This is a genomic window from Vibrio sp. 704, from assembly GCF_033339295.1.
Genome location: NZ_JAWOUH010000012.1, coordinates 80284 through 106003, shown reverse-complemented (window position 1 = coordinate 106003; position 25720 = coordinate 80284). Strand labels below are relative to the sequence as shown.

Here is a 25720-nt window from a genome sequence, read left to right as displayed (position 1 = left end):
AATATCACATTTCTACATTGTCAACGTCTAGACGTCTAAATGGCTGTTTAAATTTTACACGTAAAGAAAAAGATAAAAGCTCGTGTTGCGTATCTCACTGATACCACGAGCTTTAGTTATGCGCTAATGAAGAGACTGTCGTTATTGCATTGATTTGGCTTTTTTGCGTTTAACAATACCTAAAACCATCCACGTAAATAAGACAGCAGCAAATGCCCATACCAGATATTTGTATTCGGTGTACAGGTTGCTCAACACGCTTAAATGTTCAAATGCAAAGTGAGTTAACAAGCTGAATACCAATACCCAAACCGTCGCCGCGAGGGCGTTACCGAGCAAAAACTCTCTACGTGGCATTTTCGCGATACCGCATGCAAGAGGCATAAATTGCTTCATTCCTTCAATAAAGCGGCTGACCACCAAGCACGTAGGGCCGTATTTCTGGATAGTCAATTGAAGCGTTTGCATCTTCGGGCCGGAAATGTAGCCTTTTTTATCTAACCACCCCTCAAAGTAATAACCGATTAAGTAGCCACAGGTATTACCAAAAAAGCAGCTCAGCCACGATACCATCATTACCATACTTAGGTTCATGACTTGTTCTGACGAGAGCAAAGATGCCGCGATCATCAGTGATTGACCAGGCATCGGGATACCTATCCCTTCTAGAAATATACTGACAATCAGCGCAACGTAGCCGTATTGCTCAAGCAAAGGCTTCATTGACATGAGAAGTTCGTTAATATGTTCCAAAAGCTTTCCCCTAATAAAAGCGGAACGAAGTTGGAGTGATACTCCGAATGTCCTATTGGGTCAATTCTTGTTTCTCACCATTGAGAAAAACTGACATGCCTCTGATAATTGCGCAGAATCAACCTGCAGCAGGCTTTATTCGCCGCCACGCTCTTTGGTAGCGGCGAATTAGGGAGATCCTTATGACTCTTTGGCTTTGGTGAATGCACCATACAAATCAAGGCGGCGATGACGTAAGTTGGTGACAGAGCCTTCGGTATTAAGCTGTTTCAACTTAGTCAAATCAACATCAGCGAAGATTATCATTTCGGTGTTGGCGCTTGCTTCTGTCAAGGTCGCATCGTGTGGAAAATAGATATCCGACGGTGAAAATACGGCAGATTGTGCGTACTGGATATCGACATTATCAACACGAGGTAAGTTGCCGACACTGCCCCCAATTGCAACGTAGCATTCGTTTTCGATGGCTCGTGATTGGGAACAGATTCGTACTCGTTGGTAGCCATTTTTTGTGTCTGTCCAGAAAGGAACGAACACAATTTGTGCGCCTTGCTCGGCGAGCATTCTTCCCAACTCTGGGAACTCGCTGTCATAACAAATCAGTATGCCGACTTTGCCTGCATCGGTTTCGAACACCTGAACATTGTCACCACCGTCGATCACCCAGTCTTTTTGCTCATGGGGCGTGATGTGAATCTTATATTGAGCGTTTATTTCACCATCTCGTTGCAGTAAGTAGGCCACATTATACAACTTGCCATCTTCGATGACGGGCATACTGCCAGCAATAATGTTGATGTTGTAGGTGACTGCCATCTGCGAGAAGCGGTTTTTGATCTCTTCTGTAAAGCTAGCCAAAAAGCGAATTGCTTCGACGGAATTTTGGTCGTTTTGCAAGCCCATCAGCGGCGCGTTAAAGAATTCAGGGAATAGGGCGAAATCGGCTTTGTAGTTCGCAAGAGAAGAAATGAAGAACTCAGCCTGATCGAGCAAGTCCTCTAAGTCATTCATGGCGCGCATTTGCCACTGCACAACACCAATACGAATCAGCGTTTTTTCTACATCATGTACGGATTGAATATCCTCTTCGTAGAAGAAGTTATCCCACTCCAGCAGAGTTGCGTAGCCTTTAGAAGCACTATCCTCTGGCAAGTAACCGCGCATAATACGTTTTACATCGAAGTCGTTTGCAAGCTGAAAAGACAAAATAGGATCGTGAAGCTCACGGCGTTTTATTTTGTCGATGTACTCTGCAACGCTCAGTTCATCTGCGTATTGGTGGTAATTAGGAATGCGACCACCGGCTAAAATTGCTTTGAAGTTCTTACTACGGCAAAGTTCTTTACGCGCATCATACAAACGTCGACCTAAACGTAGCCCTCGATAGTCCGGGTGGACAAATACATCGAGACCATACATTGCATCACCGGTTACTTGATTCTGTATGACGTTGTTTTCGGTAATGATGTCGGTATATAGATGAGGAAGAGAAAAGCGGTTGTAGTCCACTTTAATGGTTAATGCTGCACCGACTATTTTGCCGTTATCTTCAATACAGATTTGGCCATCAGGAAACTGATGAATGAGATCCATAATAGTCAGCCGTGGCCATGAGCCGCCAACATCAGGAAACACTAAGTCCATTAGTTCTGCAAGCTCAGGGTAATCCGTTGGCTCAATGGTACGTAATGAGAGTTTGGGCGAATTGCTGTCCATATCTTTCAATCCATTTATCCTTTTGAAACAGTGTTAATGAGAATGCCACAATTTGGAGCAGACAGATACTGAAGTCTTTGAGTTGTTTTGGTTTACCAAAAGCATTTCAAGAAAACAATATTAGCTTAGTTTGCTCTTCAACCATTCGTAAAACGCCGCCACTTGCTTAGCCGATAGGCGATAATTCGGGATCATCACGTAATAACCATAACCACTCTGTAAAGTTAGGTTGAGAATATGTTGGATATCCCCTCTTAAAATAGAATTCTGCGCCATAAAATCAGGAAGTAAGGCGAGTCCTTTTCCCATTTTGACGGCTTCGTAAGCTAGGTAAAAATGTTCAAAGCCTACAGAGTGATAGGTAACGGTTGATTCTACTGCATGTGCCGTTTTAAATTGCTCCCATAGCTGAGGGCGAGTGATTTGAGGTATAAACGGATAATTACTAACAGCGTGCACACTCTCAATTGCAGGAGCATTTGTGCAACCGACTAATAACAATGTTTCTTCGCACAGTAAGTGGCTGTATTCATAATGTGTGGATAATGGAAGGCAGCGAATATGTAAGTCACTTTCGTTGCTCGAATCTTTGACGTTCCCATCCCCGGTACAGACTCTTACTCGGATGTTAGGATGTTGCTGGTGGAAGTCATCAATATTAGGTATCAACCAAAGGCTGGCAAAAGAAGGGGTTACGTCCACGGTGAGTAATTCTTGCTTTGAATCTGACTGGATTAAGTTGGCAGTTGCATGCTGAATAAGCTCCAAAGCTTCTGTGACTTGCGGCAGATAACGCTTGCCTTCTTCAGTTAACTCAATACCACTCGCCCTTCTTTGTATTAAAGGTAAACCCACCAATTGCTCCAGCGATGCGATTTGTTTGCTTACTGCGCTTTGCGTAATACATAGGGCATCCGCTGCTTTAGAGAAACTGAGGTAATTAGAGACCGCGACAAACGTCCTTAATGCTCGAATAGAAGGGTATTCACTGCCTTTTAACATACTTCAGTTCCATTAAACTCTGCTTAGGCAAAGAGTAGAGTATTCACGGCTTGAAGCAAAGTAAGATGCAACGTATGTGTGATTAGCTTCCTTTCTTATAAAAACTAGCTAAGCGTTTTTTGACTGATTAATCTACAAGAGTATTTTAGATGTTTATTTAATTTCTTTGAAAAATCTACAAATTAACAAGAATCTTTTTCACATCATCGATTAACCTCAATTTAGTATTGTTTATATAAAGTAAACAGACAGATCTTTTTTTCTGTTTTTGTTCGGCGTTCTTTAGAGGATTGTCAGTATTCTATAAAATTAAATATATTTTTCATTAATTTAAAGTTGGCATTGCATTTGCTCTTTACTATTCGAACCTTCAATGGAACTTATATTAGGAGAACGAAATGAAAAGCAATGTTGTTACTTTGATTAGCCTTTTTTCTTTAGCAACGTTTAGTACTTTATCACATGCTGCGGACTCCAACGATCATGGTGTATATGTTGGCGCCAACTACGGTTACTTAAAAGTTGATGGACAAGATGACTTTGATGATGACAGCGATGTTATTCAAGGTTTAGTTGGTTACCGTTTTAATCCTTACTTAGCGTTGGAAGGTGGTTACATTGATTTCGGTAGCTATGGTAATAACCTAGCAAATGCCGAAACGGACGGCTATACAGCGGCTCTAAAAGTTACCGCTCCCATTGCTGATCGTGTCGACCTTTACGCAAAAGGCGGTCAAATGTGGTACTCGACGGATTACAACGTTGCGGGCTTCCAAGGCAACAAAGATGATGAAGGTGTATTCGCTGGTGCCGGTGTTGGTTTTAAAGTTACTGATAACTTCTTAGTTAACGCAGAATATATGTGGTACGACGTAGAACTCAATGCGGAGAATGTCGCGAACGGTGCAAACACGGAAACAGACTTTAACCAAGCATCACTAGGTGTGGAATATAGATTTTAATATTGTTAACAACTCTAAGCCCTAATAAAAAGCGAAGCCTAAATAGCTTCGCTTTTTCTGAACTCAATCTAGTTGAGGATAATAGAGCGGTTTTTAGAATAATTGTTAGTGTCTTTTACTGTCACGCTACTATATTTAGAGCATTTCTAACATGACTGTCTAACCTTCTTACTAGTCTCGAAAAACAAAGTTTTATCACTCTATAAGTAATACTCGATAGGTCGATCGCTGCGCTACCTGACATTACATTCATGTGACCTAAAATACCGCGGACGTGTTCTGTATACTCGTTTTTTAGTTTTGAAATGTACGCCATAGCTTTAGCTAGTTGATCCCAAGCAGTAAGGCCTACGGTCGCATCTGTTGTATTATATGACCCAGACCTGAAATTCTTAGTAAAGTCAAAGTTGAAGAGACTATTTTACTTACCCAACCATCAGTCATCCGAGCATTATATCTATTGTTGAAGTCAAGAAATACGTTGCGTTCTAGGTAAGCTTGAGATTTGGGTTGTAGTGCCGACCACTCATTACTTGTAGCGGTATTGACATAACCCGGAACAGATTTTTTTCCTAGTCCATGAGCGCAGAAGTAGATGCCAGAACTTCCATCTAGCCGATACTCAATACCACCGTGAGTAAATGGCCAAAGAGGAGACATAGGAACTGGAGTTGCATCATGAGTGCATTATTTAATTTCCATACAAGTCAGAGTCTATATAACCAAATAAGTTACATTGACTGTTCACGTAGTAGTCATCGTTTTCTTCATCATCAATTGAAAAAGCAAAGTACTTAAGAGGGTTCTCAGTGTCACAAGAAAGGTTAGCCATGTTATTTTTTACGTAATCCTCTATTTTATAACCATCAAAGCTTCCTTCCCAAATAATAGTACTTTCATCATTACTGAGTTCTGCGACTAAAACAATAGTTACATAGTGCTCAATAAGAGGAGTGCTTATGATGTTTTTATTTTCATAGACTGGAGAAAATTCAAAGCGACCAGTACTGTCTGTGAATGTTGATAAGTCTATTGATTTCCCTGAGGTGCTTAAACCAATACTAAGGCTAACCTTCAGGCTACTAAGTGGTTTTCCTTTCTTTGTTAACACACCATTGATTTTCGGTGTGTATTGATTAACGTGTTCGTCATTCAATTTACTTTCTTCAAAATTCATTACAATGCTCACTAATATGACGGTAATAATTCCAGCAACTTAATTTTTCACAACAATACTTTCATTTTGAAATTTAAAAATCTATATATGTTGTGTTTCTATTCAATATCTAAGGTTAATTTTGTAATTAGAGTTACATTATTTTTTGTAACTACTATTTGTAGTCATTACATCGATAGAGTTGTAATGAAACAAGCGAGTAGGGACTAACAATGAATGCATCAATCAATTCATCGAGGGAGATGAGTATAGGCTTTAGACTTAGATCTAGTTATCTCTTAGAAAGGATAGGTAAGCAGAAAACTTTTAAGTTGCAGGGCTTTTAGTACCATGCTCTCAGCCTTTTTGATTCGTACTTATGAACTTCTTGTTTACTGATTAATACTCAACGAGTTTGTAAACCTACATGGGCCAAAGGTATGCGGTAATCTATGTAGTAAGATTTCAGAAAGCATGAATGTTTGAAAAAAGAGACTATTTTAGTTGATACAAAAAAGGCCACCCGAAGGTGGCCTTTTCCAAACGTTTGGTGGAGCTGGCGGGAGTTGAACCCGCGTCCGAAAACCGTTCATCATTGGTACTACATGCTTAGTCGATCTTTAATTTCGCCATCCACCTGCGAACCGACACGCTAATGAATGACTAGCCTGAATTAAAATTCGCCGTTCATCTCTCAGGCGGGAGAATCCGGGCTAGCGCGTTTGGGTTTGATCCCTCGTTATTCCCCGTCTTACGTGCGGAAGCTAGGGCGAGAGAGCTCTTAGCAGGTTATTAAGCTGCTAGTGCGTAGTTTTCGTCGTTTGCGACTATTTTTTTGCGGTTTGTTAACGAGGCCTACCGCACCTCGGCATGCACCTCAGACTTCTGAATTCCCGTCGAATCCTAAATCAGCCCCAGGTAATATTCGCATAGTAACAGAAAAGCATTGGCTGTCCAGTACTATGCGTTTAAGTGGTCAAGATTAACGCAGCGCGCTCTTCATTACGCGTGCTTTTTCTCTTGCCCAGTCTTTTTCTTTTAGATCCGTACGTTTATCGTGCAGCTTTTTACCTTTTGCTACGCCAATTTTTAGTTTCACCCAAGAGCGAGACCAGTACAGTGAGAGGGCCGTTAATGTCATACCTTCACGGTTTACACGTCCGAATAGGTTATCCAGCTCACGACGACTCATTAGTAGTTTACGCACACGTGTAGGGTTCGCCACAACGTGTGTCGATGCCTGATTTAAAGGAGTGATTGTCATGCCACTCACAAAGGCTTCACCGTCACGCATAAATACGTAACTTTCAGAAATATTGGCTTTACCTTGGCGAAGGGCTTTCACTTCCCAACCTTGGAGCTCCAAGCCAGCTTCGATTTCATCATCGATGAAATACTCGTGGCGAGCTTTTTTATTCAGCGCGATAGTATTGCTACCCGCTTTTTGTTTCGTTTTTTTCTTTGCCATAATAGCGTCATTATACGGGTTGGATATCGGATAGGAAATCCTTTTATTTGCGCAATCGTGGAATAAAAGTAAAATTGGCGAGTAGCTTTAAATCTGTACATGTATCGATAGGAGTATGTATGAAGCAAGTCAGCCGTTCTGCGCTTGTGTCTTTTAGCGCCGAACAGATGTTCAATCTGGTTAATGATGTTGCTAAATACCCTGAATTTCTGCCTGGTTGCTCGGGCTCTAGAATCATTGAGTCTTCGGGGAATGGTATGGTGGCTTCTGTCGATGTGGCGAAGGCTGGAATCAGCAAAACGTTTACGACTTCAAATGAGTTGATCCCCGGTCAGGCAATTATGATGAACTTGGTGGATGGCCCGTTTAAGACGTTGCGTGGTGGTTGGATTTTTACCGCGTTAGATGAGCAAGCTTGCAAGGTGGAACTAAAGCTTGAGTTTGAATTCTCAAGTAAAATGATTGAGATGGCCTTCGGTAAGATTTTTAACGAGCTTACTAGTAATATGGTAAATGCATTTACTAAACGCGCAAAACAGGTCTACGAGTGTTATGAGTATTGAGTCAGATATGATTCACGTTGAGGTTGTCTATGCTCTTCCTCATGAACAGCGTGTATTTAACTTAGTGGTAAATAATCACGCAACGGTAGAAGAGATCATTCGACAATCCGGTGTATTGGAGTTGTACCCTGAAATTGATTTGTCCAAGAACAAAGTGGGTGTGTTTAGTCGTAACGTGAAGTTGGATGCGACCGTTCGAGATCGAGATCGAATAGAGATTTATCGTCCGTTACTTGCCGATCCGAAAGAGATTCGCCGTAAGCGGGCGGAGCAGGCTAAAACCGAGGGGAGTGCAGACCCAGTCACCGGTGGCAAGCCTAGTTCTGTACGTAAAAATAAGCAGGATTAATATTAACCCAATAGCTCATGTGAGTTACTCAAAGTTTGACTAACATGATTTCTATATAATAAAAAACCTCCCAAACGGGAGGTTTTTTGCAAAAGTCAGTTTACTGAATTTGCTCGTAAAATGCGTCACTTTTTGGAAAGTCACCACTGATGTCTGCGAGCGTGCCTTGGTCATTAAAGTTTACAATCAGATCTTTCTGTACTGGTTCGCCATGGCCAGGAGTATGATGATAGATGTAATACCAAGTGTTTGGATAGCCGTTTTCAATAAGCATTGGCGACCCTAATACGAAGCGAACCTGTGCTTTAGTCATCCCAAACTTTAATTTATCAACCGCACTTTGTTCTACATAGTTGCCTTGGTTGATATCAATACGATAAACCAGTCTTTCCAATACCGAACATCCTGTCAGCAATGTCATTGCTAATGGTACGGCAACTAACCACTTCTTTAATTGCATAATAATTTCTTAGTAACCTTTAAAATACTGCGCTGATAATAAACAAGCTCGACGCAGATGTAAAAAGCTATGCGTCGTATGGTAGACAATCTGACAACGAATTTTGAGTTGAGTTGCATTTATTCACCGATATTAGACGGTAAATGTCACCACATGACGTATTAGTTAGGTGACGAAGAGCAAATTTCAATCGGAAGTAGGGTGATGGACGCTTTCAGCGGTGAGCCAAGCCTAGTGACTCGTTAGTCGGTTTTGGCGAATTCGCGTAATGCATCACCTGAAAAACGATAATACTCTTTTTCATGAATTAGTGTTGCACCAATTGAGCGGTAAAACTGACCTGCGGTAGGGTTACTACTTTCAGCTGTCCAGTCCAACCTTTGGCATCCACACTTGATCGCCAAAGATGCCAGATACTTCATTAACTTGAGACCAACCCCTTTTCCTCGAACCTTCGAAGATACGAACAGATCTTTTAAGTACATCTGCCCTGAGAGCTTTGGGGCAGGGAACATGACGGTATAAGATGCAAAGCCTACGACGTCATCATTATCGTAAACCGCAATGATATGAACGCCAGAATGTTCAGAGAAAACTTGGTTCTTTAGATAATGGACCAGATCGTGTTTTGATGAAGCTTTTTCTTTGAAGTAGTAATGTTCTAACTCAATAAAAATAGGGATGAGATCTAAGCAGTTGGTTTTGTGTATTGCTCTGATATCCATTTCTCATCCCTTGTCGATTTATTAAGCGGCGATAAGCAGTTCTTTTGCGTTTGCCAACGTTGAGTCGGTTATTTGACTACCCCCAAGTAAGCGAGCTAATTCTGCCACACGTTGTTGTTCATCTAATGCGTGCATTTGGGTTTCGGTTTGGCCTGCTTTGGTTTGCTTAGCTACAAACATTTGTTGATGGCCGCATCCGGCAACTTGAGGGAGGTGAGTGACACACAATACCTGAGTAGATTCGCCAAGCTTGCGTAGCATTTTGCCCACTACGGCAGCTGTTGGGCCACTAATACCTACGTCCACTTCATCGAAGATTAAACTTGGTGTATCTACTTTCTGAGCGGTGATCACTTGGATCGCTAGAGAGATGCGTGATAGCTCACCGCCTGACGCAACTTTTGCTATAGGTTGTAATGGTTGTCCCGGGTTGGTCGATACTAAGAAGCACACGCTGTCCATGCCAAGCGGCGATGGGTGTGTGTTGTCATTGCTAACTTCGATACTGAATACTGCTTTCTCCATGCTCAATTCGTGCATGCTTTGTGTGATCAGTTTGTTCAGTTCTTTTGCGTAACGGCTGCGTGATTTGTGCAGTTTTTCTGCTTGTGTTAGAAAGCTTTGGTACTTGTGTTCTACTTCTTGAGCAAGTTCATCTAAACGTTCATCGGAGCAATCTAACGCTTCTACTTGGGCCAGAAGATCTTGATGATGCTGGTAGAGTTCTTCTGGCATTACGTGGTGTTTACGAGCTACAGACATCACTTTAGAAAAACGTTCTTCTACATAAGCCATACGAGCTGGATCAACATCGATGCCATCTAAGTAGCTGCGTAATTCATTCTTCGTTTCTTCAAGTTGAATCATTGCTTCTGACAGCATGTTAGGTAGCTCAGATAGCTTTTCATCTAATTCGGCTAATTGAATTAGGGAGTGATTGGCCGATTGCAAAATACCAAGCGCATTGACTTCTTCACCTTCGTAAATAAGTTCGATGGCTTGCTGACAGGTAGTGGCGAGTTCACCACTGTTGGATAGTCGTTTATGCTCTTGCTCGAGCTCTGCAAATTCTTCTTCACCTAGCGATAACTCATTCAGTTCTTTGATTTGGTATTCAAGCAACTGTTTTTGCGCCTGGTTTTGCTGGCTATTTTCTTTTAGCTGCTTGAGGTTATTATCCGCCTGACGCCAATGCTGGTAAGCACTTCGTGTGCTTTTTAGTAGGTTTAAATGCCCAGCATATTGGTCGATCATGGCCATTTGGTGCTCACTTTTCATCAATTGATGATGAGCGTGCTGCCCATGGATATTGATAAGTAGCTGCCCTAGAGATTTGAGTTGTGATAGTGGAACAGGGCTGCCATTAATGAAGGCTCTTGAGCGGCCTTCTTTTGTGATAATACGACGCAAAATACACTCACTGCCATCTAGCAGATCGTTATCTTCTAACCAACGTGTTGCATGTAAGTTGTTGTCCAATAAAAAAGCGGCGCTAACTTCGGTTTTCTCTTCACCTTGTCGCACCATGCCGGCATCGGCTCGTCCGCCTAAGCAGAGCCCTAAAGCATCGATAGCAATGGATTTACCCGCGCCTGTTTCACCTGTAATGGTGGTCATGCCCTTAGAAAGCTCGAGTTGTAAAGACTTAACAATCGCAAAATTATTAACACTTAGATGAGCCAGCATTTTATTTACCTGTATAACTGAACAATACTGTATAAGAGAACAGTATATACTGTTTCTTTATACAGTAAAGTCAGGTAGGGAAAATTTTCTTTGTAGGCTGTTTTTTTGTGATGAAGTGGGAAAAATGAGCCGATGTGATTACAACGACTCATTAAAATTGAACAGGTTACGGACGAGTTGGGTTAATCGTTAGTGGTTCTAGTGTGACGACTGCATTCACACCTGCACCTGGGTGATCTACGTATGAAGTATCTTGCATTAGAGTGTAGTAAACGTCGACGAAGTCATCATCATTCGTGAGTACACCATCGGGGATAGTGTCGATGATCTTGTTCGTGATTTGCGGAATAATCGCGTAAGCCTGAACTTCTGGATCTGGAATCGCTTTCAATACTTCTTCGGCAACTTGAACAAGGAGTTTTGCCAATTGTTTATAGTCTGTGCCGTCATCTTGCTCCATGAGCACAATGTCTGCCGCACCCCAGCGGTAACGAGACCAGTGAATAATGATCTGATTTGGATAGTAATCTTGGTTATCGTAGTCTAAGTATGGAAGCTCCACCAAATCGAGAGTAGGTTCATCACGACTTGGATTGACGCCCGTTACGATAGCGTAGATTTCTGCCTTGCCAGAGATCCAAGGTTCTTTGTCATCGGCTAGACGGATCTTTTTCAACTGCGTGGTTTGAATTGGAGCCGCTTCGCCCACTGCGCTACTTGACAATAGCGGTGTATTTTGGCGTTGTTCATCAGCAATATATGGTTGAACTAAAGCTGGTTGACCGAGTTTTTTCATCTCAGCTTGCATAGCTTGCAAGCCTGCTTTTAGCTCTGCAGAGCTATTGTTATCAACGACAAGTACAGGTACCTCAGGGAGCTGGTAAACATCGAGTTGATGGATGTTGCCATAAACATCAAATGCTTCGATGTATTGCCAATTCTCATCATCACCACTTGGTTCAAATGCAAATAATGGCTCGACCTCGCCACTTTGCCATGCTGTTATCATGGCTTCATTTGCCAAGCGAACTTCTAACAACTGATCAGAGTATTCAGAAATACCTTTCCAGCTACGAATTTGAGTGTCAGCTTGTACAAGCTGGCGGCTGAACTCTGAGTTAGGGTTTTGCTTAACAAATGCTGATACAGACACGTTAGTCTGTTGCGGAGTAATATCTCTTCTCAGCATGGGTTCAATGGCAGCATAATTCTCACTCAATTGTTGAGCTAGGGCCCGTTTCGTCTTAGTGATATCTTCCGCTTTTGCATTGGACACACTGTTGACTTGCGTTTCCTCTGATTGGCAGCCAATAAGTGCTAATGTACTGAGAACAGACAGAATGATGGTTTTCTTCATAATATGTCCTTTATTGATTGTATGAAATAGAGTTAATACTCTATTCATGGTGAGAATATCACCGGACATAGATCATTGAATTTGCTTTTCTATCTTTTGTGTAAAGTTTGCCCACAGGATCAAAATTTATAAGCTTCTCTTTAATGATGACAAATATCGTGTCGCCTCACTACTTTGTGTCTATTTCTTGTCTAAGAAAGCCAAAAGCCAGTAGCAATTGAGCTGCTGGCTTTTTTATTGAAGTTATTACCCTGAGTAACAAGTGTTAGAACAATTTACTAGACCAGCCAAGCTTATTCCGTAAGACGTGATAGTAGCTGTAGTCTTTTGGATGGATGAGCTTTAGTACATTTGGACTTTGATAGATGTGAATTTCGTCGCCAGGGGTAACTGGAAGTGAGACTTGTCCATCACAGCTAACTTCTTGTGTTCCACGGTTTTCTGGTGATACCACCAATTTAATTCGACGTTTTCCATCAACCACCAAAGGTCGACTCGACAATGTATGCGGGAACATTGGCACGAGTGAAATGGCATTCAAGCTAGGAGAAAGAATTGGGCCGCCGCCAGAAAGTGAATATGCCGTCGAGCCAGTCGGAGTGGAGACAATCAAACCGTCGGCCCGTAAAGAGAAGGCGAAGCTTTCATCTATGTACACTTCAAATTCAATCATATGGGCAATTTGCCCTGGGTGAAGTACGGCTTCGTTTAGCGCAGCGTTATGACTCTTTATTTGTCCGTGGCGGTGTACTTCCGCCTCTAAAAGAAAACGCTCCTCTTCAATATACTCACCGTCGAGTACCGCTTGCAGAGACGCTTGGAAGTCGTCTGGGTTCAAGTCAGTTAAGAAGCCCAGATTTCCACGGTTCACGCCTATAACTGGTACATCAAATCGGGATAAAATTCTTGCTGCACCTAGCATGTTGCCATCGCCACCAACCACAATGGCTAGATCGGCATTTTTTCCTAGTTCAACTAAGCTAGCAAACTGACTCTGTGGGATATCATCCAGTATTGCGGCAAGGCGATCGTCAATGAATACTTTATAGCCCTCAGAGGTCAACCATTGGTACAACTCTTTATGAGTTTGAATTGCTTGTTGATCTCTTGGTTTTCCGATAATCGCGATCACGTTACATGGATTTTTCATAGCATTTCCGCATTAAAGAGGCTTGAATCAGGAATCTTCATCCCCATAATAATGGCAAGTCACCTAAATATGCGAATTTTTATGTGGTTAAAGCCCGCAAAAACGCGCATGGCTTTAAGGGCATTATGTTGAATTCTGGAGATATCATGAGCAACGAAGAAAACAAAGTTACAGAAGAAGAGCTTGATCAAATCATCGAAGAGGCTGAAAAAGTAGAAGCTGAAGCACAAGAAGTTGAAGCTGAGCTTGAAGAGCTTGGTGATGAGACAGACGCTAAGATTGCTCAACTAGAAGCGGCACTATTGTCTAGCGAGGCAAAAGTAAAAGAGCAACAAGATGCGGTGTTGCGTTCTAAAGCTGAAGTAGAAAACATGCGTCGTCGCACTGAGCAAGAGATCGATAAAGCACGTAAGTTTGCGTTGAACAAGTTTGCAGAAGAGCTGCTTCCTGTTATTGATAACCTAGAGCGTGCAATTCAAGCGGCAGATACAGAGAATGAAACTGTGAAGCCGTTCCTAGAAGGCGTTGAACTAACACATAAAACGTTTGTAGACGTTGTAGCGAAATTTGGCTTGAAAGCAATCAACCCTGAAGGTGAAGCATTCAATCCAGAGTTCCATCAAGCGATGTCGATTCAGGAGAGCCCTGATCATGAATCAAACACTGTTATGTTTGTTATGCAAAAAGGTTACGAACTAAACGGCCGTGTGATTCGTCCGGCAATGGTAATGGTTGCTAAGTAACTTTAACTACCTGTTTTTTAAATATAAAAGCGCCCATCATTTTTGATGGGCGCTTTTTTGTTTTAAACATAAATGACTGCATCGAACTTCGTTGTATATCGATAAATGAAAATTTGATCCCCTTCATATTTTTTCCTATTGGTTAATTATTTTCCTATAGGAGATTTTCTCTCATCTCGCTGCGTGTTTATTAACGGAAAGGGCTATAAGTGATTGTAATCATTCGTTGTGTGAATATTTGTTCTGCATAGGAATGTAAATATAGTCATTTTTTCTAAAACAATGTCGTTAACAAAAATGTAAATTATCACTTTATTTTGTAACTTCGGTGTGTATGATTTGCGACTAATGCTTTAAAAGTAAGCATATATAACTACAAAAATGTAAATAGTAAACACAACATATCGGAGATTTATAATGGATAAATCGCTTTCTAGTAAGATTTTTATAGGCTTGTTTGCCGGCCTTGTGCTGGGGACAGCAATTCAGTACTTATTTAGCGGTATTGCGATTTTTGATACATACCTACTTGGAGCAGCAGAAGGTGTTGGCGGCATGTTCGTCTCACTGATCAAATTGCTTGTTGTTCCTTTAGTTTACGTTTCAATCGTATGCGGCATTGTTGACTTGAAAGACATCAGTGCATTTGGTCGTCTTGGTGGAAAAACTTTTACCCTTTACATTCTTAACACCATCATTGCGATTACGGCGGCTTTGACTGTCGGCTTGATCTTCCAGCCAGGAGCGGGCGCCAATCTAGCAGGAACGGTATCTGAGGCTGTACAGCTGACAACGACAGAGACGCCGGACATTTTCTCTTTAGTTGTTAACATTGTTCCTAGCAACCCTGTACAAGCGTTTGCTAGCGGCGACATGCTGCAAATCATCTTTATGGCAATTTTGACGGGGCTTGCAATTCAAGCTTTGGATTCTCGTGGTGGCCCAGCTATTCGCACATTCAAAATGGCAAATGAAATCATGATGAAATTGGTTGGATTAGTGATGAGTCTTGCACCATATGGTGTGTTCGCACTAATGATTCAACTAGGTGCAACGCTAAACGCCAATACATTAATGTCCGTTGCCGGTTACGTGGCTTTGGTGGTTGCGATGTTGGTGTTCTGGATCTTCTTCTTCTACCCAATGGCAGTGAGTATTGCGACAGGAACTTCTCCAAAGACTTTCCTACGTGCAACTCGTGAGCAGATTCTTTTCTCTCTATCTACCGCGAGCTCAAACGCGACTATCCCGGTAACGATGCGCACACTGACAGAAAAGCTTCAGGTCTCTAAATCGGTTGCTGGCTTCGGTGTACCACTGGGCGCAACGATGAATATGTCTGGTGTTTCTATCTATATTGCTCTAGCAACGATGTTTGTTGCGAACGCTTTTGGCCAGCCAATTAACACCGCAGACATCTTCACACTTGGCTTAACTATTCTTCTGTTATCTATTGGTGCTGGCGGTGTTCCTGGGGGCGGCGTGGTAATGGTAGGCGTTTTGCTTCACCAACTAGGTTTACCACCTGAAGGTTTAGCAATCATTGCAGCGGTCGACCGTATTAATGATATGTTCTGTACATCATCTAACGTTGTCGGCGACACGGCAGTGAACACCATTGTTGCAAAAACAGAAGGTGAGATCGGTAAAGAAGAAGGTGTTGATGCTGAGCCTGCTCAAGCGAACGCCTAATACCTTGAATAATTTATTTTAACCCTAATATTGAAGCGAGCTCTTATGAGCTCGTTTTTTATTTAGGAAGAGTCGGACATAAATAAATTTATCTGGGAAATGACGTTTTGTTGCGCTACAGCAGTGTGACGAGTTCCCAACTAATCAGAAAGAAACACATAAATTTCGAAAAAAGACGCTTTTTTTTAATTCTGCCCTTGAAAAGCATTTTGCCGCCCTTATCTATGTGGCATAGAGAAGCAAACATTGATTATTTTTGTTTGTGAGCAAGGGTTGAAACCCGATTCTCCTCCCCCCACATTGGGGTTATAACCAAACGAAAATAGAATTTATTCGGAGATAGCCAGATGGGTAAAATCATTGGTATTGACTTAGGTACTACTAACTCATGTGTTGCTGTATTAGACGGCGACAAACCACGTGTAATTGAAAACGCAGAGGGCGAACGTACTACTGCATCGGTTATTGCTTACACTGACGGTGAGACGCTAGTAGGTCAACCAGCGAAACGTCAAGCAGTAACTAACCCAGAAAACACGCTATTTGCAATTAAGCGTCTAATCGGTCGTCGTTTTGAAGACGAAGAAGTTCAGCGTGACATCGAAATCATGCCTTACAAAATCGTTAAGGCTGACAACGGTGATGCTTGGGTAGAAGCGAAAGGCCAAAAAATGGCAGCTCCTCAGGTTTCTGCTGAAGTTCTTAAGAAAATGAAGAAAACTGCTGAAGACTTCCTTGGTGAGGAAGTAACTGGCGCAGTTATCACAGTACCTGCTTACTTTAACGATGCTCAGCGTCAAGCGACAAAAGATGCTGGCCGTATCGCAGGTCTAGAAGTTAAACGTATCATCAACGAACCAACAGCAGCTGCGCTAGCTTACGGTCTTGATAAGAAAGGCGGCGATCGCACTATCGCGGTATACGACCTTGGTGGTGGTACATTCGATATTTCAATCATCGAAATCGATGAAGTTGAAGGCGAGAAAACATTCGAAGTTCTAGCAACTAACGGTGATACTCACCTAGGTGGTGAAGACTTTGATAACCGTCTAATCAACTACTTGGTTGATGAGTTCAACAAAGAGCAAGGCATCAACCTTAAAAACGACCCACTAGCAATGCAGCGTGTTAAAGAAGCAGCAGAGAAAGCGAAAATCGAGCTTTCTTCTACTTCTCAAACAGACGTAAACCTACCTTACGTTACTGCAGATGCAACTGGTCCTAAGCACATGAACATTAAAGTGACTCGTGCAAAACTAGAATCTCTAGTTGAAGACCTAGTACAACGCTCTCTTGAGCCATTAAAAGTAGCTCTAGCTGACGCTGACCTATCAGTAAACGACATCACTGACGTAATCCTAGTTGGTGGTCAGACTCGTATGCCAATGGTTCAAGCGAAAGTTGCTGAGTTCTTTGGTAAAGAAGCGCGCCGTGACGTAAACCCTGACGAAGCAGTAGCAATGGGTGCTGCAGTTCAAGGTGGTGTACTTGCTGGTGACGTTAAAGACGTACTACTACTAGACGTAACTCCACTGTCTCTAGGTATCGAGACAATGGGTGGCGTGATGACTAAGTTAGTTGAGAAGAACACAACTATCCCAACTAAAGCGAACCAAGTTTTCTCTACAGCGGAAGACAACCAGAGCGCGGTAACTATCCACGTTCTACAAGGTGAGCGTAAGCAAGCGATGTACAACAAGTCTCTAGGCCAATTTAACCTAGAAGGCATCCAGCCTGCACCACGTGGTATGCCACAAATCGAGGTTACGTTTGACCTTGATGCGGATGGTATCCTACACGTGTCTGCGAAAGACAAGCAGACTGGTAAAGAGCAGAAGATCACTATTCAAGCTTCTGGCGGTCTAAGCGATGAAGACATCGAGAAAATGGTTCAAGAAGCAGAAGCTAACAAAGAAGCGGACAAGAAGTTCGAAGAGCTAGCGACTGCACGTAACCAAGCTGACCAAATGATTCACGGTACTCGTAAGCAAGTAGAAGAAGCTGGTGAAGCGCTACCTGCAGAAGAGAAAGAGAAGATTGAAGCAGCAATTTCTGAGCTAGAAACAGCACGTAAAGGCGAAGACAAAGAAGCTATCGATGCTAAAGTTCAAGCACTAATGACTGCTTCTCAAAAGCTGATGGAAATCGCTCAACAACAAGCTCAAGCGCAGCAAGCACAAGGTGCTGACGCAGGTGCACAGTCTAAAGAAGACGACGTTGTAGATGCTGAGTTCGAAGAAGTTAAAGACGACAAGAAATAATATTTCTTAACCAGATGGCTGCATAGCCATCTGGGGTCGATAAGACTTCGTGTGCGGGCGTTTGGGGCAACTCTTACGCCCGTCTGTTTGTAAACGCTGTCTTTCTAGTTAAGTATGTTGCAGACAAGTGCACTTACCTAGAACGATACAAACACCAAGCGGTGAATCGATGCCGTTTGTAGTAATTAACTGGTGACGAAGAACATGTCAAAACGTGATTTTTACGAAGTATTAGGCGTAAGCCGTGATGCCTCAGAGCGCGATATCAAAAAGGCGTATAAGCGTCTAGCGATGAAATTCCACCCAGACCGAAACCAGGGTGATGATTCTGCGGCGGACAAGTTTAAAGAAGTAAAAGAAGCGTACGAAGTTCTGACCGACCCTCAAAAGAAAGCGGCGTACGACCAATACGGTCATGCAGCTTTTGAACAAGGCGGCGGTGGTTTCGGTGGCGGCGGCTTTGGCGGCGGCGGTGCTGATTTCGGCGACATCTTTGGCGATGTATTCGGTGACATCTTTGGTGGTGGTCGTCGTGGCGGTGGTGGCCACCGTGCCCAGCGAGGTGCTGACCTACGTTACAACATGGAATTGACGCTAGAAGAAGCGGTTCGTGGTGTAACGAAGGAGATCGAAGTACCGACACTAGTACACTGTGATACCTGTGATGGTAGTGGCGCGAAGAAAGGTTCATCTGCTGAAACATGTGGTACCTGTCATGGTCATGGTCAAGTACAGATGCGCCAGGGCTTCTTCGCAGTGCAACAAACCTGTCCTACCTGTCACGGCAAAGGTAAAATCATTAAAGACCCTTGTAATGAGTGTCATGGTCAAGGTCGTAAGCAGAAAACAAAAACACTTAACGTTAAGATCCCGGCAGGTGTTGATACTGGCGATCGTATTCGCCTATCTGGCGAAGGTGAAGCGGGAGAAATGGGGGCGCCTGCTGGCGACTTGTATGTACAAGTGCACGTGAAAGAGCACCATATCTTCGAGCGTGATGGCAACAACCTATACTGTGAAGTGCCAGTAAGCTTTGCGATGGCAGCTCTAGGTGGTGAAGTTGAAGTACCAACCCTAGATGGTCGCGTAAGCCTAAAAGTGCCTTCAGAAACGCAAACAGGTCGTATGTTCCGTATGCGTGGTAAAGGTGTGAAAGGCGTTCGCGGTGGCGGTGTTGGTGATCTTATTGTGAAGTTGGTTGTCGAAACACCAGTAAATCTAAGCTCACGCCAAAAAGAACTGCTCAAAGAGTTTGAAGAGTCTTGTGGTGGTGAAGCGGCGACAAAGCACAAGCCTAAATCAGAAGGCTTTTTCAACGGTGTGAAAAAGTTCTTTGATGATTTAACCAGCTAAGACGTTAGCGAAAAGCACACATACAAAGGCCTGCTAAAATGCAGGCCTTTTTGCATCTCGGTGTTCTTCCTAATTCCAGCAATCACTTGGTTCTTCGACATTTGTTGACGTTAAAGTAATCGTTTTAGAACCAGTCAAGCACTCGTCGTCGTCTTGTCCCAGAGACGATTTTGCTGTTGCTGTAATGGTATAGGCCGTACTTGCAGAGCTCGCAATATCGAAAGAAAATCTATTTGTGTCTGAGTCACATAGAGTGCATGTTCCTCCAGAGAGAATATGACTCCAGTCGTACCCACCATCATAAGATGTCTCTAGCTCTAGCTGAATTCGACTAAGATCGCTCAAGGCAACCGTCCTATGAGACTTGATTACATGATTAGTGTAAGAGGGGTATGCGACTGCAGCAATGATCCCGACAATCACTACAGCTACCAGTAATTCGATCAATGTCATCCCTCTCAATCCTTTTTTGTAGCCGTTACAACGAGAAATTCGAATCATCACGAGTAGTTTCCTTTTCACTTTTCCGCCTATTTTTGGCAGGTGATAGCATCTGTGCAAGATGAATTACGGCCCTTTTGCCGTTTACATAGGAATTTGGGAAATGCCTCGCGGGTTTACGTTGTTGGAGCTTCTTATTACTGTTGCTGTACTGAGTGCTTTATTGGCTACAGCTGCACCATCTTTCAAGAATGTCTTTGAAACCAACAAAATGCAGCGCTTAGCTAATGAATTGCATGGCTTTGTTATTGAAGGTAAGTCTGAAGCAGTATTACGGCGTGAAAGACTTTGGGCACACATCATCATGTCTGGGAGCTCATCCAGTGACGGAAACTGGCGTATTGATTTGACAGATAACGGAGCTGAGGGAGCTGGGACTGTGTTGTTATCTTTATCAGGTAAGCCGTATTACGGTATTGTCGTTACCCCGAGCTATGCTTCCGATCAAATCAGCTTCGACGATGTCCATGGTCGACCATCATCAGGAAACTTGAAGTTTCATCCTGTTGGTGAATCATCAAAAGCCTTAAAACTCATTTCTCATACTTTATCAGCCCGCGTAAGAGTATGTAGTGATAACAGCGGCACAGAATATTACGGTTATTCAACTTGCTCTTAAGGATGGCTATGTTTAAACAAAAAGGGGCGAGCCTTATTGAGTTTATGATCGCATCTGTGCTTGGGCTTATTTCTCTTGCGACAGTGGGGTCAATCTATGTGAGTGGTCAACGAGTGATAATGGAGCGTTCGAAAGAGTTAATGTTGTTACAGAATTCTGAAAGTGTCGTGCAGATGCTCAAGAGCGACATTCAGCGTGCTGGTTTTGACGGTAACAATGGTCATTCTATAAAAATCTCGGGCTCAGCGAACACAATTTACACTCTTGATGATGTTGATAGAGGGCTAATTGCTTACGCCTATTACATAGGTGTTTCTGGCTCTGCTCCTTTATATAAAAACGTGGCTTATGAGCAACGAGTTAATACGCCAGAGTCGCTATTTGTGTGTGAAAAAAAGCAAATAACGATATGGGATGTTAATGACGTGGTCAACCTTGCAGGCACAGGCTCATGTAACACTCTCTTTGATAAAAAAGTTATTCACGTTAATCGATTTGACCTGACTAGTGATTTGCTAGAAAGCACTGATGCAAAAAGTGCACTGGTGACCATTACATTGGGAACCGAATTGAAAGACGTGACAGATATTCGCACGCAGCAGTCGTTTACTGCGATGCAAAGGAACTGGCAGTAATGAAGAAACAACAAGGTGCAGCTGCGTTATTAGTTGTGGGTGTATTGCTAGTTGCGGCATTAATGATGTCGCTTGGTAGCTACAAGTCTCTTTTTTATCAGATCAAGCGTGCCAATAATCAAATTGAAGCACGACAAGAACATTGGCTTGCAGAAGGGGGATTGGAGTGTTTCTATTCTTTAGTTCAAAGTACCGGTGATATTTCTTCTGCAACTTCACTAATTTCAAGCCGATGTGAAACACCTTTAGGTTTACATCAATTAGCATTGGAAACCGACAACAAGCTGTTAAGCAAACCAGCTCCAAACTCCAGCCGGACCGTTGAAAAACAACTTGTCCTTTCAAGAGGAAGAGCGTCCGGAGCACTAAAAAGTAGTACAGATTTATACGTTAATGGTAGCTCCGCATTTTCAACACCAGATCCTGGCGAATTTGTAGGAAGTGGGTGGGAGTGTGTTGCTATTCGCTATAAGAATGCATTTCACTCACGTGCTGGAGCGACAAACCAAGGGGTTATACATGGTTCTGCCCCTTATGCTGATTTTGTTCACAACAATATAGATTGTAAATCGGAACATATGAGTGTGACCTCTTCTGACTCAGATTACGGAGAGGACTTTATTCAAGATGCAGACCTAGAGCCATTTTACGACATTTTTAGAGAGCAACGCAGTGACTGGAACTCGGTGAAATCAGGCTGGGGGTTTACTACGATTGATTACGACGACTCAACTAACCAAGTCGTTACTGATTGTGGAAAGAAAGTTGGGGAGCAAATTTCAGCAGGGAAAACTCATATTTGGGTTACGGGGTCCTGTGAGTTTACTTCCTCTAAAAAGAATAGCTCTGGAGAGTATGAGAATGATTCTGATGGGATACTAATCAAAGGAGGCATTGATTATCTTAATGAAGCTTTTGCCGCTACTGGAGAAGCTCCAATATTACTTGTGGTTCAAGATGGTATTTTTGCTGTACATGGTTCAATGACATTCCCTGGTATGCTCTATCAACTTACGACTAATTCACTTACAGATTTAGATACACATTGGAACTTGTTCGAGGCCAAAGATCATTTTGGGGATGCGGCTAACTTTCCCACGCTTGCTCTAGATAAAGTCGTTTACCTGCAGCGTGGCTCATTTAGTTTTTCGGGGGGACAAGTCTTAGATAGTCCAGGTTACAGTGCTTATTTTGTTAACTCTCTAAATTTTGCTTACAACCGAGATAACATCGATGAGGTCGTTGATCCGATTATTAATTTCCGCTGGAAGAAGGGCTCCTGGAATGATCTCTAAACAAAAAGGTTTTAACCTTCTTGAAGTTCTAATTTCTTTTCTGCTTATCGGTGTTGGGGCTCTAGGTTTAACTAAGCTAAACGTATATCTAGAACGCGAATCCGAATATGCCATAAAAAGTATTGAAGCACTGCGTCTAGCAGAAAACCAGCTCGAATGGTTCCGGACGCGTGGTGCTTCTGCGGCGATGTCTACCATCACACCTGCAAATTTTGCTTCTATTGCAACAGGCTCTTCTGTTGCTGGATCTTATGTCGTCGAGTGGGAAGTTCCAGCTGCCACGGTTTCAGGAACACTGAAAACTATCACCATTACCTCTATCTGGAAGGATAGAATCGGCGAGACGCGATCAGTTCAGCTTAAAACGATGATCTCACAATACAGTGAATTCGAAAACTAAGTTCAATTGCATACATGGGCTGAGACAAATGCGGGTGTAATTCCTGTTTGATACCGGATTTGTCACGGTTAATAAATGGTTTTTGAACTGTTAATCGAGTTGATGTGCTACTGTTTTTATTATGTTTAATTGAAGTGGTGTTTTTGCAAAATATGTCTCCAATTATGAAAAAAAATCTAGAACCTTGTGCTTTCTCCATTGGTGTTTACTAGAATACTCGTTGGATAGTAGGTCGTTATAATTATTCAAATAGGCCTTGGCACCAACATCATTCACTATGGAGTTACCATGAGTAACCAAGCTGTAAATAAGGCACCATCATCGAAGCCGAGCGGGATGGAGCGCTTTTTAAACTTTATCGAGAGGACAGGTAACAAAATTCCTGATCCTGCGATTTTGTTCTTCTGGGCATTGATCATTACTTGGGCGGCGTCAGCACTTTTGTCGAATGTATCATTCGATCTTCCAAACCCTCGAACGGGCGAAGCTCTTACTATCACCAACTTACTTACGGGCGAAGCGCTAGCAAGTTTCCTTGCTAACATGGTGACGACGTTTACTGGCTTTGCGCCACTGGGTATCGTACTTGTCGCAATGCTAGGTGTGGGTGTTGCAGATTCTTCGGGCTTTATTACGACGGGTCTTAAGAAGATGCTGAACTTCACGCCAGCTAAGCTTCTTACTCCAATGCTTATTTTGGTTGCCATTGTATCGCATACTGCGGCAGATGCAGGCTATGTTCTGGTTATTCCTCTTGGCGGTATTATCTTCCATGCGGCAGGTCGTCACCCTTTAGCAGGTATTGCGGCAGCATTTGCAGGTGTATCTGGTGGCTTCTCTGCAAACTTTATCCCTTCAGGTATCGATCCGCTATTGGCTGGCTTTACGCAAACTGCGGCGCAGGTTCTTGATCCTGAATATGTGGTTAACCCATTAGCGAACATCTTCTTCACTGGCCTATCCTCTATCATTATTGTGGGGATTGGTTGGTACGTGACAGAGAAAATCATCGAGCCTCGTTTATCAAAAATGCCAATTGATGATGATGCGGAAACCGCGCCAAACCTAGGTTCATTTACTGAACTGGAATCAAAAGCATTCCGTTATGCAGGTTGGGCAATGATGGCGGGTATTGCTTTACTTGTTGCAGCGTTAATTCCAGAAACATCAGCACTTCGCTCGCCTGAAGGTGAAATTACAGCCTTCTCAGCACCGATAATGAAGTCTATCGTGCCGTTGATCTTTATTCTGTTTATCATTCCTGGTTACGTTTACGGTAAAGTGTCTGGAACGTTCAAGACCAGCAACGACATTATCAAAGCGATGGCTGATACTATGTCAACCATGGGCGCATACATTGTTATGTCGTTCTTCTGTGCTCAGTTCCTATCTGCATTTGCTCAGTCAAACATCGGTACGATGCTAGCGTTGTATGGCGCAGAAGGCTTAAAAGCGATGAACCTACCAGGTGAAGTGACCATCATCGGTATGATCCTTCTAACCGCGTCTGTAAACCTACTTATTGGTTCGGCATCGGCAAAATGGGCTTTAATTGGTCCAATCCTAGTGCCAATGCTAATGGCGGTTGGTATCTCGCCTGAGCTGTCTCAGGCGGCTTACCGTGTGGGTGACTCTGTATCGAACATCATTTCGCCTCTAATGGTATTTTTCCCTCTTGTTGTGGTTTACTGTCAGCGTTATGTGAAGTCGGCTGGTATCGGTACGCTTGCGTCACTAATGATGCCATTCTCGATCGCAATGCTGATCGGTTGGTCTATCTTCCTAGTTGCTTATTGGATGGTAGGTATCCCGCTAGGCATTCAAGCTCCTTACACTTACACAATGTAAAAACGTGTAGGGTGTGAAAGCCGCTAATTGGCAGCCAAAAAGCGCAGGTCTTCGATCTGCGTTTTTTTGTTCTCGTAAAACGAACATCGATAGGTCTTGTAACTAGTTTTTTGGAGTTGCAGACTTTGTCCCGTGATGTGTTGCTGTAGTGAAACCGAAGTTGGTGATAAAATTCCTGACTTCAATCGTTTTTTGTTTCTTTGGAGCCTCCTTTGTCTAACCATCCGTTTTCCCCTCAAGATGAATTGTTTATGCGCAGAGCGATGGAGCTTGCTGAGCAAGCAGAAGCTGAGGGGGAAGTACCTGTTGGCGCAGTGCTTGTCAAAGATGGTGAAATTATCGCTGAGGGGTGGAATCGCTGTATTGGTACTAATGACGCTACCGCACATGCTGAGATCCAAACGCTGCGTAAAGCAGGCCAAAAGCTAGAAAATTACCGCCTTCTGGATACGACGTTATATGTAACACTTGAGCCATGCCCAATGTGTGCCGGAGCCTTATTGCATAGCCGCGTTAAGCGGGTTGTTTTTGGAGCGCCAGATTTAAAAGCTGGAGCAGCAGGAACAGTGCTTAATTTGTTTGAAAGTCAAGCCGCTTACCATTACGCCTTAATTGAAAAGGGGCTGCTAGAAGATGAGTGCCGTACTCAGCTACAAGCGTTTTTTAAGCGCCGCCGAAAGGAAATTAAAGCGAAGAAGCAAGCACAAAAAGCATTAGAAAATGGAGAGAGCGAACAAGGTAGTAGGAGTAGTGAGGGCTAGCAAACACCTACAACGTGGTAGATGTTTGCTTGGACGCACTAGTGATTGACTAGATGTACAAAAACACGATTACGTGAACTTACTTTCTTTTTCATACATGTCAGTTTACGTTTACGTCGGATAGCAGCTACTGTGTTATTTAAACGCTTTGACTGCACTCTACGTCTTCTCATATTCAAAACCTCCTGCAGACAAGACTTATACCAGTAAAGTGCGGCTCATTGATGCTTGGCAATAGGCTCGATAATCGCACTAAACATTGTAT

Annotated in this window: 24 protein-coding genes and 1 other RNA gene; 13 read left to right on the top strand and 12 right to left on the bottom strand. The window is 42.9% G+C overall.

Annotated features, from left to right (window positions below; translation table 11 throughout):
• Positions 1-141 precede the first annotated feature (141 nt).
• From R7R24_RS16415 to R7R24_RS16405, 3 genes are all read right to left on the bottom strand, one after another.
• Positions 142-729: a DedA family protein gene (locus R7R24_RS16415; RefSeq protein WP_005383738.1), complete on the bottom strand. Its 588-nt coding sequence runs from the start codon at positions 727-729 to the stop codon at positions 142-144.
• 204 nt (positions 730-933) lie between these two features.
• Complete coding sequence (locus R7R24_RS16410; RefSeq protein ID WP_054579034.1) at positions 934-2469, bottom strand: bifunctional GNAT family N-acetyltransferase/carbon-nitrogen hydrolase family protein; 1536 nt, start codon at positions 2467-2469, stop codon at positions 934-936.
• 120 nt (positions 2470-2589) lie between these two features.
• Positions 2590-3471, bottom strand: a complete 882-nt coding sequence (locus R7R24_RS16405) for a LysR family transcriptional regulator (protein ID WP_054579035.1) — start codon at positions 3469-3471, stop codon at positions 2590-2592.
• A gap of 398 nt (positions 3472-3869) precedes the next feature.
• Here R7R24_RS16405 and R7R24_RS16400 point away from each other — a divergent pair, with 398 nt between their 5' ends.
• The gene (locus R7R24_RS16400; RefSeq protein WP_005381668.1) at positions 3870-4433 is read left to right on the top strand and encodes a porin family protein; all 564 of its coding nucleotides are present in this window, start codon (positions 3870-3872) and stop codon (positions 4431-4433) included.
• A gap of 691 nt (positions 4434-5124) precedes the next feature.
• Here R7R24_RS16400 and R7R24_RS16395 read toward each other — a convergent pair.
• The 3 genes from R7R24_RS16395 to smpB all read right to left on the bottom strand — a co-directional run bounded on the left by R7R24_RS16395 (position 5125) and on the right by smpB (position 7057).
• The gene (locus R7R24_RS16395; RefSeq protein WP_047102125.1) at positions 5125-5610 is read right to left on the bottom strand and encodes a DUF6795 domain-containing protein; all 486 of its coding nucleotides are present in this window, start codon (positions 5608-5610) and stop codon (positions 5125-5127) included.
• Positions 5611-6137: 527 nt separating this feature from the next.
• Positions 6138-6505: a transfer-messenger RNA gene (gene ssrA, locus R7R24_RS16390) on the bottom strand.
• A 66-nt stretch (positions 6506-6571) separates the two neighbouring features.
• Positions 6572-7057: an SsrA-binding protein SmpB gene (gene smpB, locus R7R24_RS16385; protein WP_005381642.1), complete on the bottom strand. Its 486-nt coding sequence runs from the start codon at positions 7055-7057 to the stop codon at positions 6572-6574.
• A 119-nt stretch (positions 7058-7176) separates the two neighbouring features.
• Between smpB and R7R24_RS16380 the strand changes: the two genes are divergently transcribed.
• Together R7R24_RS16380 and R7R24_RS16375 are read left to right on the top strand one after the other, a co-directional pair.
• Entirely contained in the window at positions 7177-7620 is a 444-nt protein-coding gene (locus R7R24_RS16380) for an SRPBCC family protein (protein ID WP_005381641.1), read from the top strand.
• A complete protein-coding gene (locus R7R24_RS16375) occupies positions 7610-7969 on the top strand; it encodes an RnfH family protein (protein WP_025768875.1) in 360 nt (119 codons plus the stop codon). The genes R7R24_RS16380 and R7R24_RS16375 overlap by 11 nt, the downstream gene beginning before the upstream one ends.
• 100 nt (positions 7970-8069) lie before the next feature.
• Here the strand turns inward: R7R24_RS16375 and bamE are convergent, their stop codons facing one another.
• The 5 genes from bamE to nadK all read right to left on the bottom strand — a co-directional run bounded on the left by bamE (position 8070) and on the right by nadK (position 13347).
• Positions 8070-8429 carry an outer membrane protein assembly factor BamE gene (bamE, locus tag R7R24_RS16370; RefSeq protein ID WP_017820585.1) on the bottom strand — a complete coding sequence of 120 codons (360 nt, stop codon included), beginning with the start codon at positions 8427-8429 and terminating at the stop codon, positions 8070-8072.
• Positions 8430-8671: 242 nt separating this feature from the next.
• Positions 8672-9154, bottom strand: a complete 483-nt coding sequence (locus R7R24_RS16365; RefSeq protein ID WP_025768876.1) for a GNAT family N-acetyltransferase — start codon at positions 9152-9154, stop codon at positions 8672-8674.
• Between the two features lie 21 nt (positions 9155-9175).
• Positions 9176-10840, bottom strand: coding sequence for a DNA repair protein RecN (gene recN / locus R7R24_RS16360; protein WP_054579036.1), 1665 nt, complete (start codon positions 10838-10840; stop codon positions 9176-9178).
• Positions 10841-11006: 166 nt separating this feature from the next.
• Positions 11007-12197 (bottom strand): DUF3103 domain-containing protein, encoded by a 1191-nt coding sequence (locus tag R7R24_RS16355; protein WP_005383752.1) that lies wholly within the window; start codon positions 12195-12197, stop codon positions 11007-11009.
• A gap of 265 nt (positions 12198-12462) precedes the next feature.
• On the bottom strand, positions 12463-13347 hold the full coding sequence (gene nadK, locus R7R24_RS16350; RefSeq protein WP_005381631.1) for an NAD(+) kinase: 885 nt from the start codon (positions 13345-13347) through the stop codon (positions 12463-12465).
• 146 nt (positions 13348-13493) lie between these two features.
• Here nadK and grpE point away from each other — a divergent pair, with 146 nt between their 5' ends.
• The 4 genes from grpE (at position 13494) to dnaJ (ending at position 19396) form a co-directional block, all read left to right on the top strand.
• Positions 13494-14090, top strand: coding sequence for a nucleotide exchange factor GrpE (gene grpE / locus R7R24_RS16345; protein ID WP_021034134.1), 597 nt, complete (start codon positions 13494-13496; stop codon positions 14088-14090).
• A 417-nt stretch (positions 14091-14507) separates the two neighbouring features.
• Positions 14508-15782, top strand: a complete 1275-nt coding sequence (locus tag R7R24_RS16340; RefSeq protein WP_005381625.1) for a dicarboxylate/amino acid:cation symporter — start codon at positions 14508-14510, stop codon at positions 15780-15782.
• Positions 15783-16129: 347 nt separating this feature from the next.
• A complete protein-coding gene (dnaK, locus tag R7R24_RS16335) occupies positions 16130-18043 on the top strand; it encodes a molecular chaperone DnaK (RefSeq protein WP_005381623.1) in 1914 nt (637 codons plus the stop codon).
• A gap of 204 nt (positions 18044-18247) precedes the next feature.
• Positions 18248-19396 carry a molecular chaperone DnaJ gene (dnaJ, locus tag R7R24_RS16330; protein WP_005381620.1) on the top strand — a complete coding sequence of 383 codons (1149 nt, stop codon included), beginning with the start codon at positions 18248-18250 and terminating at the stop codon, positions 19394-19396.
• 69 nt (positions 19397-19465) lie between these two features.
• Here the strand turns inward: dnaJ and R7R24_RS16325 are convergent, their stop codons facing one another.
• On the bottom strand, positions 19466-19897 hold the full coding sequence (locus R7R24_RS16325; protein ID WP_054579037.1) for a type IV pilin protein: 432 nt from the start codon (positions 19895-19897) through the stop codon (positions 19466-19468).
• 103 nt (positions 19898-20000) lie between these two features.
• Here R7R24_RS16325 and R7R24_RS16320 point away from each other — a divergent pair, with 103 nt between their 5' ends.
• The 6 genes from R7R24_RS16320 to tadA all read left to right on the top strand — a co-directional run bounded on the left by R7R24_RS16320 (position 20001) and on the right by tadA (position 25455).
• Positions 20001-20516: a GspH/FimT family pseudopilin gene (locus tag R7R24_RS16320; protein WP_054579038.1), complete on the top strand. Its 516-nt coding sequence runs from the start codon at positions 20001-20003 to the stop codon at positions 20514-20516.
• An 8-nt stretch (positions 20517-20524) separates the two neighbouring features.
• A complete protein-coding gene (locus R7R24_RS16315) occupies positions 20525-21151 on the top strand; it encodes a PilW family protein (protein ID WP_033905826.1) in 627 nt (208 codons plus the stop codon).
• Positions 21151-22446, top strand: coding sequence for a hypothetical protein (locus tag R7R24_RS16310; RefSeq protein ID WP_054579039.1), 1296 nt, complete (start codon positions 21151-21153; stop codon positions 22444-22446). The genes R7R24_RS16315 and R7R24_RS16310 overlap by 1 nt, the downstream gene beginning before the upstream one ends.
• Positions 22436-22846: a prepilin-type N-terminal cleavage/methylation domain-containing protein gene (locus tag R7R24_RS16305; RefSeq protein WP_054579040.1), complete on the top strand. Its 411-nt coding sequence runs from the start codon at positions 22436-22438 to the stop codon at positions 22844-22846. Before R7R24_RS16310 ends, R7R24_RS16305 begins: the two co-directional genes overlap by 11 nt.
• Before the next feature lie 288 nt (positions 22847-23134).
• Positions 23135-24694 (top strand): AbgT family transporter, encoded by a 1560-nt coding sequence (locus R7R24_RS16300; RefSeq protein ID WP_017635695.1) that lies wholly within the window; start codon positions 23135-23137, stop codon positions 24692-24694.
• A gap of 212 nt (positions 24695-24906) precedes the next feature.
• Positions 24907-25455 carry a tRNA adenosine(34) deaminase TadA gene (gene tadA / locus R7R24_RS16295; protein ID WP_054579961.1) on the top strand — a complete coding sequence of 183 codons (549 nt, stop codon included), beginning with the start codon at positions 24907-24909 and terminating at the stop codon, positions 25453-25455.
• Positions 25456-25720 lie beyond the last annotated feature (265 nt).